16 protein-coding genes are annotated in these 17,267 nt (G+C 69.9%); 4 read left to right on the forward strand and 12 right to left on the reverse strand.

The window, feature by feature from the left end:
• Window positions 1–2 precede the first annotated feature (2 nt).
• Window positions 3–1,256: a gamma-glutamylcyclotransferase gene (locus tag C1746_RS00420; protein ID WP_116712743.1), complete on the reverse strand. Its 1,254-nt coding sequence runs from the start codon at window positions 1,254–1,256 to the stop codon at window positions 3–5.
• A 54-nt stretch (window positions 1,257–1,310) separates the two neighbouring features.
• Between C1746_RS00420 and C1746_RS00425 the strand changes: the two genes are divergently transcribed.
• Window positions 1,311–1,925, forward strand: coding sequence for an LOG family protein (locus tag C1746_RS00425; RefSeq protein ID WP_116712744.1), 615 nt, complete (start codon window positions 1,311–1,313; stop codon window positions 1,923–1,925).
• 33 nt (window positions 1,926–1,958) lie between these two features.
• On the opposite strand, the gene C1746_RS00430 is transcribed toward C1746_RS00425, so the two are convergent.
• The 11 genes from C1746_RS00430 to C1746_RS00480 form a co-directional block, all read right to left on the reverse strand.
• Window positions 1,959–2,672 (reverse strand): protein-L-isoaspartate O-methyltransferase family protein, encoded by a 714-nt coding sequence (locus C1746_RS00430; protein ID WP_162867222.1) that lies wholly within the window; start codon window positions 2,670–2,672, stop codon window positions 1,959–1,961.
• Between the two features lie 25 nt (window positions 2,673–2,697).
• Window positions 2,698–3,354 carry a bifunctional phosphoserine phosphatase/homoserine phosphotransferase ThrH gene (gene thrH, locus C1746_RS00435; protein ID WP_116712746.1) on the reverse strand — a complete coding sequence of 219 codons (657 nt, stop codon included), beginning with the start codon at window positions 3,352–3,354 and terminating at the stop codon, window positions 2,698–2,700.
• Window positions 3,355–3,390: 36 nt separating this feature from the next.
• Entirely contained in the window at window positions 3,391–3,816 is a 426-nt protein-coding gene (locus C1746_RS00440; RefSeq protein ID WP_116712747.1) for a phosphopantetheine adenylyltransferase, read from the reverse strand.
• A gap of 129 nt (window positions 3,817–3,945) precedes the next feature.
• Window positions 3,946–4,446, reverse strand: coding sequence for a pyridoxamine 5'-phosphate oxidase family protein (locus C1746_RS00445; protein ID WP_116712748.1), 501 nt, complete (start codon window positions 4,444–4,446; stop codon window positions 3,946–3,948).
• A gap of 107 nt (window positions 4,447–4,553) precedes the next feature.
• On the reverse strand, window positions 4,554–5,405 hold the full coding sequence (locus tag C1746_RS00450) for a DUF3626 domain-containing protein (protein WP_116715504.1): 852 nt from the start codon (window positions 5,403–5,405) through the stop codon (window positions 4,554–4,556).
• Window positions 5,406–5,416: 11 nt separating this feature from the next.
• The gene (locus C1746_RS00455; RefSeq protein ID WP_116712749.1) at window positions 5,417–6,517 is read right to left on the reverse strand and encodes a hypothetical protein; all 1,101 of its coding nucleotides are present in this window, start codon (window positions 6,515–6,517) and stop codon (window positions 5,417–5,419) included.
• 91 nt (window positions 6,518–6,608) lie between these two features.
• Entirely contained in the window at window positions 6,609–8,429 is a 1,821-nt protein-coding gene (locus C1746_RS00460; RefSeq protein WP_116712750.1) for an AMP-dependent synthetase/ligase, read from the reverse strand.
• A 103-nt stretch (window positions 8,430–8,532) separates the two neighbouring features.
• Window positions 8,533–11,226 carry a phosphoenolpyruvate carboxylase gene (locus C1746_RS00465; RefSeq protein WP_116712751.1) on the reverse strand — a complete coding sequence of 898 codons (2,694 nt, stop codon included), beginning with the start codon at window positions 11,224–11,226 and terminating at the stop codon, window positions 8,533–8,535.
• 297 nt (window positions 11,227–11,523) lie between these two features.
• On the reverse strand, window positions 11,524–11,670 hold the full coding sequence (gene ykgO / locus C1746_RS00470) for a type B 50S ribosomal protein L36 (RefSeq protein WP_116712752.1): 147 nt from the start codon (window positions 11,668–11,670) through the stop codon (window positions 11,524–11,526).
• Window positions 11,671–11,802: 132 nt separating this feature from the next.
• Entirely contained in the window at window positions 11,803–12,558 is a 756-nt protein-coding gene (locus tag C1746_RS00475) for a class I SAM-dependent methyltransferase (RefSeq protein ID WP_240598817.1), read from the reverse strand.
• On the reverse strand, window positions 12,555–14,081 hold the full coding sequence (locus C1746_RS00480; RefSeq protein WP_116712753.1) for an amidohydrolase family protein: 1,527 nt from the start codon (window positions 14,079–14,081) through the stop codon (window positions 12,555–12,557). The genes C1746_RS00475 and C1746_RS00480 overlap by 4 nt, the downstream gene beginning before the upstream one ends.
• Between C1746_RS00480 and C1746_RS00485 the strand changes: the two genes are divergently transcribed.
• The 3 genes from C1746_RS00485 (at window position 14,050) to C1746_RS00495 (ending at window position 17,234) form a co-directional block, all read left to right on the forward strand.
• Window positions 14,050–15,324 (forward strand): hypothetical protein, encoded by a 1,275-nt coding sequence (locus C1746_RS00485; RefSeq protein ID WP_162867224.1) that lies wholly within the window; start codon window positions 14,050–14,052, stop codon window positions 15,322–15,324. The genes C1746_RS00480 and C1746_RS00485 overlap by 32 nt on opposite strands.
• Before the next feature lie 72 nt (window positions 15,325–15,396).
• The gene (locus tag C1746_RS00490) at window positions 15,397–16,140 is read left to right on the forward strand and encodes a MerR family transcriptional regulator (protein ID WP_116712755.1); all 744 of its coding nucleotides are present in this window, start codon (window positions 15,397–15,399) and stop codon (window positions 16,138–16,140) included.
• Window positions 16,137–17,234: an isochorismate synthase gene (locus C1746_RS00495; protein ID WP_116712756.1), complete on the forward strand. Its 1,098-nt coding sequence runs from the start codon at window positions 16,137–16,139 to the stop codon at window positions 17,232–17,234. The genes C1746_RS00490 and C1746_RS00495 overlap by 4 nt, the downstream gene beginning before the upstream one ends.
• Window positions 17,235–17,267: the final 33 nt, after the last annotated feature.

Genomic DNA, 17,267 nt, shown 5'->3' on the forward strand with positions numbered 1-17,267 from the left:
GCTCAGGCCAGGACGTAGGTGTTGGCCAGGACCGCCTCCTCCTTCTCGGTCCGCACGATCACCCGGCGGCGGACATACCCCGGGCCCTCGAAATGGTCGATCAGGTTCCAGTCGATTGACGGAGCCTCGAGCAGGTCCACGTGCACCGGTTCCGTCCCCTCCAGCGTCAGTCCCGGGTAGCCGTTCCAGCCATCGTCCAGGCGGCGGCCCCGGACCGTTCCGGCCGTCCACCGTCCACCGAAGGGCCGCAGCACCGCCTCGTTCGTGCCACCGGGCGCCAGGGTCCCGTACACCGCCAGACGCGTGGCCGCTTCGGCGCGCAGGAGGTGCCGGACGGCCACGGCGTCCATCGCGGAGGTCCCGACGGACTTGTAGACCGTCGGCCGCCCGCCGGCGGGCCCGAGCGTCACCGTGTCGGTGACCAGCTCGGCCAGATCGGCCACGACCACGCCGTCGTCGACCACGCCCGCCTCGATGGCCATCAGGATGTCACCGGCCTCGTGGGCCGCTGCAGCACGGTCGTCGACGAACACCCGTCCGGCGGCGATCAGGTCCGCTGCCAACTCCCGCGTGTCCGGGGAGAAGGCTCCGATCGCCGTCACGTGCGCCCCGTCGGCGATGTCCGAGGCACCGAGGAGGGCGGTCGGACTGTTCGTGCAGACCGACACGATGTCCGCCCCGTCCGCCGCAGCAGCTGGCGTCCCGGCGACGGCGACACGGCTGATGCCCAACTCGGCACGCGCGTGCTCCACTAACGCCTCCGCGCGGCCCTGAGTCCGGTTCCACACCCGCACCTCGACGACATCGCGGACGGCGCAGATCGCCTCCAGGTGGGCTCGGCCCTGCGCGCCAGCGCCGATGACGGCCATGCTGGAGGCATCCTCGCGGGCGAGGAGGTCCACCGACAGGGCGCTGGCCGCAGCCGTTCGCCGGGCCGTCACGGCGGATACATCGAGGGTGACGAGCGGCGCTCCCGTGGCACCGTCGAGGACGACGAGCACCCCGTTGACGGAGGGATCCGCCGTGGGGAACACCCCGACCACCTTGGTCACGAAGACGGCGGGGTCCTGACCATCGTCGGGCAGATAGGAGGGCATGATGCCGATCTGACCGGGCATCCCATCCGGTTGGTGCCAGATCCGGTCGGCCTGATGGACGGCCCCTGCCGCGACAGCCTCGGCGGTGCTCCGGGCCGCCTCCACTGCGGCAGGCCACGGCAACAGGCCCTGCACCATCGTTGCGTCCAGATGCCTCATCGTGGCGGACGCTACCAACCCGACCGGCTCGGGCGTCTACGGTTGCGGCCGCCCATGAGCGCAGCAGACCCGACCTCCGAACGACCGACCCGCATCGCGGTGTTCTGCGGCTCGCAGCCTGGGACCAACCCCGCCTACTCCCGCGTGGCCGAGGCTCTGGGTGCTCACCTGGCAGCCGCCGATATCGATCTGGTCTACGGCGGCGGCAGCGTCGGGTTGATGGGGGTTCTGGCCGATGCCGTCCTCGCCGGTGGGGGCCGGGTGACCGGGGTGATTCCGCGGTGGCTGGCGGACCGTGAGTTGGCGCACCACGCGCTGACCGAACTGGTCGTCGTCGAAGACATGCATCAGCGGAAGGCGAAGATGGCCGAGTTGGCGGACGCCTTCGTGGCCCTGCCGGGCGGCATCGGCACGCTCGAGGAGCTCTTCGAGCAGTGGACGTGGGGGAAGCTGGCCCTCCACACCAAACCCGTCATGATCCTCGACGTCGACGGCTTCTTCGCCAGCTTCGTCCGGCTCATGGAGGACATGGTCACCGGCGGGTTCCTGTCGGACCGACATGCTGAGATGCTGTCGGTGCTGACCGACCCGGCGGAGGTGACGACGGTGCTCTCGGACTATCACCACCCGCCAGGTCAGTGGCACGGCGAGCACGGCGTCGAGGCCTGAGCACACGCGCCGCGACTCCGGACCTGACCCGGATCACTCTTCGGAGCCAGGAACTGGATCTCGGAGGGGGATGAACCTGGCCGGGAGCCGCACTCGCTCCGCCAGCCCGCCGCCCGTCTTCGCCCAGACCACGCACTCGCGAGGCGCGGACAGCGGGACGATGAGAAGTCCACCCTCCTGCAGCTGACGCGGCCAACTGGGGGCGACGTCCTCTGCTCCCGCGGTGACGATGATGCGGTCGAACGGCCGCTCGGAGTCGACCGGCTGCCGTCCGTCGGCCACGCGGATCGAGACGCGGTCACCCAACCCGAGCTCGTCCAGGGCGCCCGCGGCGAACGCGACCAGCGACGGCTCGACGTCGACCGTGACCACACGGCCGGTCGGGCCGACGATGTGGCCCAGCAGTGCCGCGTTGTAGCCCTGTCCGGTGCCAACCTCGAGCACGCGGTGGCCCGGAGCGAAGTGGCCGTGCTCGAGCATCTGGGCGATCATCGTCGGCTGGGAGACCGAGCTCAGCAGCGTCGTCCCGTCGCGCAGAGTCGCCTGTGGTTGGTCGGCGTACGCCTCCCGGGCGGACAGGCCCGGGAGGAACACGTGCCTCGGGATCTGCGACATCGCCGCGATGACAGCAGGGTCCTGCACGGCACCGCGCTCTTGGAGACGACGGACCATCGCCCGACGCTGGCGGCGGGTCTCCCGGGAGTCATGCGCCTGCCCGGGCGCGCCGTTCGTGGGCTGGTCGCTCACGGCTCGTCCGGGCCCGCGGCGTGCCTCACACGGCCGCCCGCTGGATCGCCGGGTCGGGTTTGAGGCCGGCCTCGATGGCCTGCATGAAGCCGTCGTACGTCGTCCGAGCCGGGAAGTGGGCGAACTCCGCGATCACAGCCTCAGGAGCCCGGAACAGCACCCCGACGTCCGCGGCAGCCAGCATCGTGACGTCGTTGTAGGAGTCGCCGCCGGCGATCACCCGATAGTTGAGCGACCGCAGCGCCTCGACCGCCTTCCGCTTCTGGTCCGGCTGCCGCAGCTCGTAGCCGGCGATCCGGTTGTCCTCGACCACCAGCCGGTGGCACAGCAGTGTGGGCCAGCCGAGCTGACGCATGAACGGCTGCGCGAACTGCTCGAAGGTGTCGGAGAGGATGATGACCTGGGTGCGGGCCCGCAACTGGTCCAGGAAGTCCCGAGCCCCCGGCAAGGGCTCGAGCCCCGCGATCACATCCGTGATGGCGTCGAGCCCGATGTCGTGCCGGTCCAACAGGTCCAGCCGGTACCGCATGAGGGCGTCATAGTCCGGCTCGTCACGCGTGGTGCGGGTCAGCCCCTCGATGCCCGTCCGTTCGGCGACGGCGATCCACACCTCGGGGATCAACACCCCTTCGAGGTCGAGGGTGACGATGGTCTGCGGGTACGAGGCGAGGGGTTCGGGCACGTCGGACAGTGTGCCTGCCGTCTCGGGTCCGGGCGATCACGTCGCTCGGCCGGCTCTGTGCCCCGACTCGATGACCGCCGCGGTCAGCAGTGCGCCCAACGCTGCCCGGTCGACTGCCGCGATCCGGCTGAGCTCCGGACCGACCTCGTCGCTCTGACCAACGATGACCAGAAAGCTGCCGACGCTCACGACGCCTATCAGAATCGCGGGGAACCGCCACTCGGACCACCGTGCAGCGCCGATCAGCAGCCCGCCCACGCAGAGGAACAGGGCCGCCCGATGCCGCATCAGGACAACGACATCGGGGTCGGTCAGGTTGGTCCCGTACAACCGCCGGAGCGCCTCGGGCCCGCTCATCCCAGTGACCGGCAGCAGGTGCACGACGCCCACAGTGACCAACAACAGCGGCGACAGCAGTCCGACGAGCCGACGAACGGGGCTGGATCGTGGACGCGCAGGCATGCCTGGACAATCCATGCTCGGCCCGACGGCCGCAACTACCTCGGAGGTAGTGGAGCGACGCGCCACGAGGACCGAACGACTCGTCCTCGGCTGAGGGACTTCGTTCCCGCCTCGCTGGTCACTGGCGGTTCACATCGGCTGGTCGTCTGCTGCTGCGGCCCGCCAGTTGAGGACCTCACCCTCGCCGAGCAGGGCGCTGCCGGGGAACACGCGCAAGCGCCACGGCGTGAACTCGAGGACGGCGAACTCGGGCCGAGTCGGATCGGACCACGCCGGGATGATGGACGGGTCGTACCCGAGCGGTGGGGGCGCGGCGACGTAGGCGTCCCAGATCCGGCGGCAGGTGTCATCGTCGTGGTGCCACGTCGCGCGGCACTCCGCGGTCGCGATGTCATGCTGGCTGTCCCAGTAGGAGACGGAGACGTAGGGGCTGTGCTCCAGGTCGGCCACCTTCACGGGCGTTGGACCGGTGCCGACCCAGCCGCTCAGGGTGCCGTCTTCCCACTCCCAGATCGGGTGCAGGACACGCGAGCGCGGCCGACTGTGACGGTCCACGGTCGCCACGGTCGCCCAGACGATGCGATGGGCGATGTCGATGAAGGCCGGAGCGATGTCGGTGAGATCGGTCATGGGCGCACGGTGGCACTGCGCCCGTCAGCTGGGCAGGGCTGGACGGCCACCCGGCACCGGATTTTCGGCCGGTCGCCCTGCGGTACGATCATTGGGGCAGGGTGGAGCTACGTCCTGCCGAAGCGGGCGAGGAGGTGCCAGACCCGTTTCAGATCCTGCGGATCGTGATCGCCCTGCCGTGCTGCCTGGCCGATGACCGGGGGGGTCAGCACTCCGCCCGCGGCCACCGCCTGTGCGACCGCCAGCACGTGCGGGCCCCGGTATCCGGCGACCGTGGCCGCGTGACGGTCGATCACCTCTTCCACGACCATCGAGAAGCCACGGTGCCAGCTGACTGCGCAGCCCAGGGTCTGGGCCGCCGCCTCGACCGAGGTCCCGCGATACGAGGGGTCGAGCACGACGGCGGCGGCATCACGGCTGACGAGCACCGGCCCGTGGACCTGAGCCTCGACGTAGTCGTCGAGAGGATCCTCGACGGTGTCGGCGAGCAGCGTCGAGATCAGGTCACAGGCGTCCGCCGTGCCCAGCGCCGCGGGCTCGAGGGAGCTGTCCGGGTAGCACATGGTCACCCGCTCACGGACGCTGGCCGCCAGCACCAGGTGGCAGGAGCCGAACCGGGGTGAGCCACCAACGGCTGAGCCCGTGTGGTTCAGCGCCCCGTAGACCGGTCGCTCCTCGGGCGGCGCGTGGTCGTAGGCGCCACCGAACATCCGGCTCTCCCAGCACCACCGGTCACCGCCCGGAACGGCCGTCAGACCACCCGCCGAGACACCGGTCTCGAACTGAGAGCGGTACCGGCCCGTTGCCGCAAGTGACGCCATGATCAGACGGCCATCCACGATCCGGTCCGGATGGAAGTTGATCGTGATGGGTGTGGTCGCCGGAAGCGGGGGTCCGACGGCCGTGCTCTGCACGAATCTGAGCGCCCGGTCCTGGGCTCGACTCAAGACTGACCCCATGAGCCTGAAGCCTACGTCCGCTCGGCGACCCCCGGCTGCTCCGCCGACACCGGCCCCGACCGTGGCGGGGCGATCACCAGGGCCAGCAGACCACTGGACATCGCCGCCCACATGATGTTGCCGGTCCAGAACTCGACCTCGAGGCCGATGCCGTCGCGAAGTCCGGCCACCGCGTAGTAGGGGATCCAGAGGATCAGCGGGATCGTCACACCCAACAACCACGTCTGACGATTCGACAGGACCCGGGGGCGTGGACCCGACCGGTCTTGCAGACGGCCCACCAGCACGTCCACCAGGATGCCTCCCGCGACCAACGCGATGACCGCTTCAGGCTCGTCGTACTCCTCCATCGCACCGGCCAGCACCGCGACCGAGGTCCACATCACCGGGATGGCACCTCGTGGCAGGACCCACCGCCGTCCGGTCACCACCACGGAGGCGACCAGCACCGCTGAGGTCACGATCAGCGCCGCTGCGGCGACGACCGGATAGAGGTCGGCCTCGAACGCGGAGACCTCCCCGAGCCACTCAGGCGACACGTCGGTGTTCAGCGGCGACAGGAACATCAGCATGAACATCGTCGCCGCGACGACCAGCGTCAGCGACGCGAGCGCCGGCCCGAAGTGGCGCAGCGAGGACCACCGCGTGCCCGAGTCCGCCCAGGCGCGGCGGAGCGGTGTGGACAGGATGAGCAGGATGCCCGCGAACAGCAGCAGGTGGGTCGGGCTGAACAGGGCGTCCAGGCCCGTCTCGATGCCGAAGATCGTGTGCCAGATCATGTCCCCGACCCCACCCAGGCCGAAGATCACCAGGCCGAGGATCGCCAGGTCGTACCCGCGCGGGACGGCGGCCGCTCCGCGGATGCCCTGGGACTGCCGGCGGTAGACGACCCAGCCGATCCACCCCGCCGTCGCGCCGAACCCGGAGTAGAACAGTGCGTGCCAAGGCGTGAAGAACGTCTCGAGCTCGTTCAGGTTGCTGTGCGCCCAGCCGTCCACGAACAGCCCGACCAACAGCCACGACCCCAGCACCATCGTGACGATGTCGGTACGGCGGCTGGCGTCCGGGGCGGCGGTGGGGCGGGCTGACGGCCCGTCGATCGTGGTGCTCATGCTGGCAGTGGAGCACGCGAGATCGGGTCGGGCCAGTGACCTCAGGGGGAGATGGGGGAGATCCCCTGACGCCGACCCGGGGACGGCCGAGTCAGCGGTACATCGCCTCGATCTCCTCGGCGTAGGCGGCGTGCACCCCGCGACGCTTGAGCTTCATCGTGGCCGTCAGCTGCTCGGAGTCGGGCAGCCAGTCATCGCCCAGGATGGTCCACTTCTTGATGCGTTCGACGTTGTTGAACTGCCTGAGCACCTCAGCGATGCCTGCATCGACGGCAGCCTGCAGGCCAGGGTCGGCGGCCAGCTCGGGCAGGGTGGTCGCCTCGATGCCCTGGCTTGCAGCCCAACCGGGTGCGGTGTCCGGGTCCAGGACGAGGAGCGCGGTCAGGTAGGGCCGGTCATCACCGATCACGCAGGCCTGCCCGATCATGGGCAGCGCCTTCAGCTCGGCTTCGATGTTGGCGGGGGAGATGTTCTTGCCGCCCGCCGTGATGATGAGCTCCTTCTTGCGATCCACGATGGAGAGGTAGCCGTCCTCGTCGTACCGACCGATGTCGCCGGTGTGCAGCCAGCCGTCCTCGTCGAAGGTCTCGGCCGTGCGCTCGGGATCCTTGAAGTAGCCGCGGCTGACGATCGGCCCGCGGCACAGCACCTCCCCGTCCTCGGCCAGGACGACCTCGGTCCCGGGGATGGGCCGCCCGACCGTGCCCTGCTTGACGGCGTAGGGCTCCCAGGTCATCCCGCCCGTGTTCTCGCTCATGCCGTAGATCTCGCTGAACGGGATGCCGATGCCGCGGAAGAAGTCGAAGACGTGTGTCGGCAGCGGGGCCGCCCCGGCGAAGGCGTACTCCAGCTCGTCCAAGCCGAGCATCGCCCGGACCGGCGCGAAGGCCGCGGCGTCTACCTGTGCGTGCTTGGCCGCCAACTCCTCCGGGATCTCCTGCCCGGCCGCTCGCATGGCGGCAACCTGCTGGCCCAGCGCCAGTGCCTGCTCGAATCCGGCCACGGCCTCCTCCCCTCTGGCCGCCACACCTGCCAACACCGCCGAACGAAGCTTCTCGAAGACCCGCGGCGGTCCGAACAGGCCCTGCGGCTTCACGGGCGCCAGATAGGTCGCGAGCGTGGTCGGATCGGGGACGCACGTGACGATGTTGCGTTGGAACAGCCAGCCGTACTGGCTCACCATCCGTTCGGCGATGTGGGCCATCGGCAGGTAGGAGAGCCCGCGGAGGTTGCGGGTCTCCTCCCCCACCAGGCTGAACGTCGAGGTTGCCGAGGCTGCGATGTTGCGGTGGTCGAGCATCACACCCTTCGGGGTTCCGGTGGTCCCCGAGGTGTAGATCAGCGTGACGATGTCATCCGGCTGTGCCGCCTCCACGGCGGCGTCGAGGTCGATCGGGGTGGCCGTGAGCATTTCGCTGAACAAGGTGACGTCGTCAGGGCGCAGGTCGTCGGGATCGTCGACCACCACGATCTGCTCGAGTTCGGGGAGCTGTGATCTGACCTTCAGCACCCGTTCGAGGAACTCGATCGAGTCGCAGATCACCACCTTCGCTTCCATGTGGCCGAGCAGGAATTCGACCTGCTCGGGCGCGGAGGAGTTGTAGATGCTGACCGAGCGTGCACGGCAGAGCAGGCCACCCAGGTCCGCCGGGTGGAACTCGGCCCGGTTGAGCAGGAACAGACCGACGGCGTCGCCGGGCTCCACACCCCACTCCCGGAGACGGGCTGCCACGCGAGCCGACTGGTCCCCCACCTCGTTCCAGGTCATCTCGCCCCAGGCGTCCTCGCCCGTCCGCCAGCGCAGCGCGACGTCCTCGCCGTGCTCACGGATGTTGCGGAGCAACCACTGACCCACGACGACGCCCTCGATCGCGGCCTCCAGGTCCTCGCGCGTCATCGTCGACTCACCCATGGGTCGTATCCTCCAGCTCGAGCAGCCGCCCGGGGCGGCCCAGCGGGCGGCACCTCCGCCAGCGTCCCGTGACCCTAGAGCAGACGCTCCTTCGGGCCAATGGTCAGCCTGTGTTCTGCAGTGCGGCGGCGATGCCGTTCATGGTGAGCATCAGGACCTGCCGGTCAGCGTCCGTGGCACCCTCGGCCCGCGCCGTGCTGGTCCAGCGGATCTGGATCGCGGTCAACACGTCGAGGTAGGGGTTGCGCAAGGCGGTGGCCTGCGCAACGACGTCGCGACTTCCCAACAGCTCGTCGTGACCGGTGACGGCGAGCACCAACGCCAGGGTCCGGTCGTACTCCTCCATCATCGCCTGTGCCAGCTCCGGACGGTCTCCCAGCGCCAGCACCTGTCGCGCAGCGACCGGGTCGGCCTTCGCCAGGCTGAGTTCGGCGTTCTCCATCAGCGTCGCGAAGAAGCGGGACTCCTGCTGCAGCCGCTTGAGTTCGTCCAGGCCGTGCGCGTCGACGGCGGCCTGGAGTCCGGTACCGAGTCCGTACCATCCGGGCGCGTTGACGCGACTCTGCGCCCACGCGAACGTCCAGGGGATCGCCCGCAGCCCGTCGAGGCCCGCAGAGGTCTTGCGCTTCGCCGGCCGTGAACCCATCTGCAGGGCGCCGATCTCATCGATCGGGGTGACTGTTCGGAAAAAGGTCGGGAACCCCTCTGCACCGACCAGATCCCGCCACGCCGCCTCCGCGGCCGTCGCCATCAGGTCCAGTAGTTCTGCGTCGTCCTCGAACGGATCGCTGGTGGTGATGCTGTCGTCGGTGCGTGCCGCGCTGGCCAGCATCGTCGCGTGGGTGATCTGCTGGAGGTGTCGACCCGCCAGCCGCTCGGTGCCGTACCGCTGGTTGATCACCTCGCCCTGCTCGGTGACCTTGAATCGACCGGCGACGGCGCCGGGTGGCTGGGCCAGCACCGCGCGGTTGGTCGGGCCGCCGCCACGGCCGAGCGCGCCGCCGCGGCCGTGGAAGAGCGTTAGCGTGATGCCGTTTCGCTCCGCCCACTCCACCATGCCCCGCTGAGCGCGATACAGGGCCAGGTTGGCGGCCAGGAACCCGGCATCCTTGGCGGAGTCGGAGTACCCGAGCATGACCTCCATCTCGGTCATACCGGGGTTCTCCACCAGCCAACGGTCCAGGGTGGCCGGCGCATTGTCCAGATCCTCACGGGTCTCGAACAGCGGGATGATCTGGCAGTCCAGTCCGGCAATCGACGTGAGGGCCTTGACTCGGAGGAGGTCGATCAGTCCGGTCGTGAAGGAGATGACCCAGCGGTGGCACGCTCGACGACCGAACCGCTCCTGGATCTCCATGACCGTCCGCATGGTCATCAGGACATCGGCGGCCGGGTCGGCGTCTGCGACATCGTCCAACGACAGGTCACGGGCGGGAGCCGAGGCGATCGACACCGGCCGTGGTGGTGATGGCCACGTCAGGTCGGGGGGTAGGTCCGGCGGCGACTCGATGATCGCGCGGAGCGCGTCCTCGTCGTCGGCGTCGATGCCCAGCCGCCCCAGTGCCTCGGCGTGGATGTCGGTGTGCTGTCGGATCTCCAAGGACGCCAGGTGGAACCCGAAGGTGTCGATCTGCCACGAGAGGTGCTGCAGTTCGCCGTAGGCCAGCCGTGCCGCACCGCCGGCGACCAGTGAGTCCTGGGTCAGCCTGATGTCACCGGCGAACTCCTCCGCGGAGGCGAAGGCCATCGCCGGGTCGGTCCCCCGCCCGGTGCGGGTGGCCGCCAGTCGGTCAGCGGCGATCGCCATCAGCCGGCGGTGGGGTGAGCGGGCAGCGCGCTTCGCCTGGGCGGAGGCGCAGATCGGGTAGGCCTGCTCCAACTGGCTCAGCCGCTCGAGGAGCGCATCCGAGGCTGGGGTCAACTCCTCGGTTGCCGACAGTGTCCGCGAGATCCGGCGTGTGGCGTTCTCCAGGCCCCGCAGGACCCGGTCTGCCATCAACGACGAGGTCTCGGCGGTCACCCGGGAGGTGACCCGCGGGTTGCCGTCGCGATCGCCACCGACCCAGGAGCCGAAGCTCAGCACCGCAGGAACCTGAGGTGTGGCCAGACCCGAGTCCTCACCCGACAGGGCCCGTTCGATCTCGCGGTAGTAGTGGGGCACCGTTCGGAAGACCGTGGCGTCGAAGACGGCCATGAGCTTGCGCACCTCGTCTACCGGGGTCGGCCGTCTGGTCCGGATCTGGGCCGTGCGCCACAGGATCGAGATCTCCTCCAGCAGGTGGCGGCGAATGGAGGCGTCCTCCCTCGCGCCGCGAAGCTCGAAGTCACTCCGGGTCAGTTGCTGGTCGATCCGCCGCAGACTGTCGACGACGGCACGCCGGCGGGCTTCGGTGGGGTGGGCCGTCCACACGGGGTGGATCGCGAGCTCGGCCAGGACGGCGGCCGGGTCGGCGATGCGGTCGATGGCCGCGGCCACCGAGTCGTCCAGCGGGGCATCCCCGGTGTCGCGGGTGAGCAGGGCCCGGACCCGGGCGCGCTGCTCGGCGATGTTGGTCAGCTGGAAGAAGACGGTGAAGGCACGGGCCATCTGCTCGGCCGTCGCGGCGTCCAGCGTGTCGACCAGGTGGGTGACGGTGTCACGCGGACCGCCGTCTCGTCGGGCCTGGACGGCGGACTGGCGCAGCTGCTCGACGAGCTCGTAGACCTCGAGTCCGGCCTCTTCCCGGATCACCTGTCCCAGCAGACTGCCCAGCATCCGGATCTCGTCGCGCAGACGGGTGGGGAGGGTTATCGACATAGCGCCGGACCGTAGCGCGGGCTGGTTACGACGTGGCTACGAAGTCTGCTGAACGACAGCGAGTCGCAGGCTCGGGCACGGCGGCGTGGCCCCCGGGCGAACCTGGCATGCCGAGAACGAGACGGCATCGTTCAGTGGACTTCACCCGAGGTCGAAGTCGTGCCGCCCGTCCGCGGTGTCGAGGCACAGCGTGTACGGATCGTACCGCCGATCTGAGCTCGGTTATCCACAGCCTCAAGGCTCGCGGCATGACGAAGGCCGCCCCGGTAGGACGGCCTCGACAACGGTGGGTGGTGCCTAGTAGCGCTTCTTCTTCGCGCCACCCTGGCGGACCTTGTACCGCGGGTTGGACTTGTTGATGACGTAGATCCGGCCCTTGCGCTTGACGACCTGGCAGTCGGGGTGGCGCTTCTTCAGGGTTCCGACGGAGTTGACGACCTTCATGGGTGCTCCTTGGGCGTGGGGTGGTCTGGGGCTGGGGTGGTGGCCCAGCGGCGTGTGGGAGCGCACCAAGGCGAGCGCGCTGCAACCGGTCAACAACTGTAGCAGGTGCTCAGCTCGCGATCCGGCGCGGCCTCAGGGAGCCACGGCGTGGTGGAGCGCGACGATCCCACCCGAGAGGTTCTGCCATCGCGGGCTGGTCCAGCCAGCCTCCACCAGCCAGCCAGCCAGCGCCCGTTGATCCGGCCAGGCGATGATCGACTCGGCCAGGTAGCGGTACGCCGACGGGTCGCTCGACACCACCTCGGCGATCCGTGGCAGCGCGCCGACCAGGTAGTCCAGGTACAGCCCCTTTAGGGCGGCGTTGGTCGGCGTGGAGAACTCGAGCACGATCATCCGCCCACCCGGACGGACGACCCGGGCGAACTCCGCGAGGCCGGCGCGAGGGTCCGGCAGGTTCCGCAGGCCGAAGCCGATCGTGGCGCCATCGAAGGAGTCGTCCGCAAACGGCAGTGCCGTCCCGTCGCCGTTCAACCACTCCAGACGCGGCAACCCCTCCTTCGCTTCGCTCGCCGCACCGGCCGCCAGCATGTTCCAGCTGAAGTCCAGGGCGACCGGGTGCGCACCGGCTGATTGGATCTCCCGCGCCAGCCGGCCCGTTCCGGTGGCGACATCCAGGATCCGTTCGCCAGGCTGCGCTGCCAGGGCCCGCACGGCGACGCGCCGCCAGTGCTGGTCCTGACCGAAGCTGAGCAGTGCGTTGGCGATGTCATACTTCGGTGCGACCCGGTCGAACATGTCCTGCACCAGCGCGGCGTCCTTCTCCAGGCTCGGGCGAGGGTCGGGCAGGGTCGGGTCGGGTCCGGTCAGGTCGGGTCGGGTCGTCGTCACAGCTCTCTCCACTCCTCCAGGACCGGCCACGGGGTGTCGGCGTCGTCGCGACGGGACCGGCGTACACCGCCGAGGACCGTCAGCACCTGCCGGCCGAGGCCGTGGTCGATCAGGTCGGTGTAGACGGTTTCCACCGAGGTCTGGATCGACACCCCGACGAGATCGGCTCGCCGACCGGGCTCGAGCACACCCGACACCGAGCCCAACCCGAGGGCCCGTGCGCCGTCCACCGTGGCTAGGCGGATTGCTGCCTCCTCCAGCGGAATCGGACCGGCAGGCGACGGCCAGAGGAACATCTCCCGCCGCCTCGCCGTCTCCACCCATGCCGCAGCCTCGGCCAGGATGTCGGCATCGCCGACCGCGGCCGGACTGCTGGTTCCCAGTGCCAACGCGACACCGGCGTCCGCGAACCGCTCGAGCGGCGCATCCCCGACCTGCAGAGCCGTGTTGGCCCGAGGGCAGCACACCACCGCGGTCCCTGTGGCGGCCAGGCGCCGCGCCTCCGCCAGGTCCACCCACACACCGTGGGCCACGGAGCCACCCGGTCCGAGGACCCCCAGCGAGTCGAGGTAGGACACGGCACCCGTGCCGACCGGCTGATCCATCCACTCGAAGTCCATGTCGAACTCGCGGACCAGGTCGACCAGTGGCCCGTCACCGTTCCGCAGCGCGCTGATCTCGGCGTTGGACTCGGCCACTGCCACCTGGAAGGGGCGCTCGAGCTTCGTCGCGAGCGCCGCCAGGGACTGCAGCACCCCGGTGCCCACGGTGTACGGCGCATGGGCGGCCACGCCCACCGTCCTCCCCGGCGCCGGCCGGCCGAGGGAGGTCTCGACGGCTGCGAGCACCTCGTCGGCAAGCGGGCGATCGACCCACATCAACCGGACCAGTGAGTGGCCTGCCAGACCCGCCTTGCTGGCCGCAGGAACCGCGGCCCCCCGGATCACCTGGTCCACGACGGTGGTGACGCCATGGCGCAGGGCGTCCTGGACCCCGCGCCGCGCTGACCGTGACCAGCGCTCGGCGTCCCACCCTCGCGTGTAGCCCATGACAGCGCGCAACCACAGGTGAAATGGGCCTGGACGGGCGATCTCCCGTACATCAGAGTGTTCGAGAACGGTGTGACCGTCAGTGAGGCCAGGCAGCAGAACGCCATCGACCTCGTGCTCGCGATCCGCCGAGGGTCGTAGGTCCGACCGGGCCCCAACCCCCACAATGAAGCCGTCTGAGACCAAGACGCCCCCCTGGGCCACCGGTGGCCCCGACATGGGACAGACGACAGGCGCAGAGTAGAGAACCGAAGGCACTAACGCGTGGAGTGTACGCAGCATGGCTGAACCATCACCCCTGAAGGACCGTCCCCCCTCAGCCCGTGCGCGTCGGAGGGCTCGGCGCCAACAGGAGCACTCCGGTCTGCTCGCGCGCTGCGACATGTGTGGCGCCGACGTGACTGTCGAACCATCGGGACTGTGCCGGTTGGGGCATCGGCTTATGACCTCCGAGGCAGCGATCGAGCGACACATCGAGGCTGGGGAGGCCTCACGGGCGACCGATCACGACGCGGCCCCGGAGGAGTACGTGAGCTACCAGGATCTGGCCGTCGAGATCGACCTCGACGAGCCGGAGCAGGCGGCAGACAGCACCTTGCCTCGAACGGCTCCGGCCGGCTTCTCGATCGCGCTGCCCTCAGCAGCATCGCGGGACATCCCGGTGACCATAGGGCGCTCGGAGGATGACCCGGTCTCGGCCTCGCCGGAGCCGGAGCACGAGGGGTTCGACTTCTTCGTCGGCGGCGCGGCGCCGGCAGCCCAGGCGCTGACCGAGCCCCTCGATGGGCTCGCTGAGACGCCGGACCGGGCACCGACCGAGGTGTCCCACACCGCAGCCGATCCTGCCCCGCAGCCGACAGCTGAGGACACCGCGCAGCTGCCACAGGGCGAGATCCTGGCATTCGAGGACCCCGCGGCGCGCACGACCGACATCGCGCCCGACATCACGCCCCAGGACGCAGCCGACGAGCCACTGCCGGTGTTGGAGCCTGCCCCGGAACTCCCGGGCGAAGGGAGCCTGCACCTGCCGGACAGGCTGCGAAACCCGCTCCCGCCGCCGCAGGACGCTGAGCTGGCCGCAGCGGGCGACGGGTCGACGACGGCGAACCAGCCGACTGACATCGACCTGACGGCCGAGCCGGAGGGCGTGGACGTCACCGACCTCATCGACGCCGAGAGCGACGAGGACCTCGACATCGTCGACGACATTCCCGACGTCAGCGAGCAGGTCACCATCGACCCCGAGCTCGCCGTGCTTGACGGTGTGGAAGCCGCAGGTGACCAGGACCCCGCGGGCGGGGGGCCGGCCGAGCACGCAGCGGCGCCGCGCGCTCCCGTACGGCTGTTCACGCGGAAGGACGCGGGCGGCATCCCCTCTGCCGCAGCCGCGGTGGACGACGACCGAACCGTGATGGCGGACCTGGACCCAACCGCCGACTCCGTGCTCGGCGAGCATGACCGCCCTGCCGCCCCGGTGGACGTCAGCGAGACCCCCGAGCCGGTGGAAGAGGTCGAGGAGCCGGATGCCGGGCTGCTGCACGGTGCGGAGGAGGGCGCGATGACCCCCGGTGCGGGGTGGTCCACGAGCGCCGTGGAGGACGACCGGCACTGGAACCAGATGCTCGAGCCCCGCCGCACGTGGCTCGACCGCATCGCCGCCGTCATCTTCGTGCTCTGCCTGATCGGCGCGGCGGTCTTCCTGGCCCTCAACATCTGAGCGAGAAGCGCGCGACCTCCTCCGGAGTAATCGCTCAGACAGTTCGAGCATCCACTCCTACAATCGTGGGTCATGACGACGGCCTATCGCGTGGAGGAGTTGGCAGCGGCCGCTGACGTCTCCGTCGACACCATCCGCTACTACCAGTCGCTGGACCTGCTCGAGCCACCGCGTCGGGAGGGGCGTGCGGCCTGGTATGACGAGGGGCATGCGTCAACGCTGGGGCGGATTCGATACCTGAAGGAGCAGGGCTTCACGCTGGCGATGATCGGCCGGGTCCTGGCAGGTGAACTGGACGCCGGGGAGACGGCACTGGCCGCGGCCATCGTCGCGCCACCAGCGGACGTGCCGGCGGAGATGCCGGCCCAGATGACCCTGGCCGAGTTGGGCGAGCGAACCGAGGTCGCCCCGTCCGTCATGCAGGCCGTGGCGCGTCAGGGCATCCTCATCGCGCCGGACCAGGACGGCACGACCTATGCCCCGTCCGACGCCGAGGCGGTACTGGCCGGGAAGGCCCTGCTGGACACCGGGGTGCCGATCAGTGAGTTGCTCGCTCTGGCCCGTGAGCACGATGCCGCCATTGGTGGCATCGCGGATCAGGCGGTGGACCTGTTCGCCCGGTTCGTCCGCGATCCCCTTCGCGCCCAGTACGACGAGGAGGAGGCGGCCACCCGGATGGTGGAGGCGCTTCAGACGATGCTGCCGGCAGCGACTGAGATCATCGCGCACACCTTCCGCCGTCGACTGCTGGAGGCCGCACGCCACCGCATCGAGGCCGACCAGTCCGCCGAGGCTGCGCAGGGTCCGTCGTCGTGACCGCCGCAGCGGACACCGCCCGTGTGGGCGGCCTGGACATGCTGCAGGACCCTGGCGGCTACGCCTTCCTGACCGACGGCAGCGGGTGGGCCGGCAACGGGGTGGCCCGCCGTCTCGAACCACGCGGCCCGACGCGGTTCGTCGACGCCGCGGAGTGGACGGAGGACCTGCTCGCACCAGGCCAGATCGCCTTCGCCTCGTTCACGTTCGATGGTGAGGCGGGCAGTGCGGTGACCATCCCGGAGCAGGCCGTCAGGGTCACCGACACCCGGTCGCGACGCACGCGCCTGCAGAGCGGGAAGGTCAGGTACGCCGGCTCGACCATCACCGAGGTCGAGTGGATGGAGGCCGTGACCGCAGCGACCGCCCAGATCGGCGGCGGCGAGTACGACAAGATCGTCCTGGCACGGGATCTGCACGTCTGGACCGACCACCCGCTGGACGCGCTGGCGTTGACCGCACGGCTGGCCGCCCGCTTCCCGTCCTGCATGACGTTCCTCCACGAGGGCTTCGTTGGCGCGACGCCGGAGTTGCTCGTCAGGCGGGCGGGTCGCGACGTGACCGCGGTGGTCCTGGCCGGCACCTCGCCGCCGGGCGCGGCGGCCGGTGCGGCTCTGCTGCGGAGCGAGAAGGATCGGACGGAGCACCGCTTCGCGCTGAGGTCGGCGGTCGCGTCGCTGTCGCCCCTCTCTCGCGAGCTCGAGGTCGATGAGGATCCATGGCTGCTTCGACTCGACAACGTGCAGCACTTGGCCAGTCGGATTCGGGGCCGGATGGTGGAGGACCGCCACGTGCTCGACGTGGTCGCCGCACTGCACCCCACCGCGGCAGTGGGTGCGTACCCCGCGACGGCGGCCTCGCGCATCCCCGGGCTGGAGCGGATGGACCGGGGCCGCTACGCCGGGCCGATCGGCATCGTCCACTATGGAGGCGACGGCACCTTCGGCATCGCGCTCCGGTGTGCCCAACTGCAGGGCAATCGCGCTCGGCTGTTCTCCGGCTGCGGCATCGTCGCCGACAGCCTCCCGGAGGCGGAGCTGCAGGAGACCCGGCTCAAGCTCCTGGCCATGCAGTCGGTCCTGTCCGACCAGTAGCCGCTCCCTCGCATCACCCCGCTGACCTGGCGG

Source organism: Euzebya tangerina, assembly GCF_003074135.1.
In the GTDB taxonomy this organism is placed as follows: Bacteria; Actinomycetota; Nitriliruptoria; order Euzebyales; family Euzebyaceae; genus Euzebya; species Euzebya tangerina.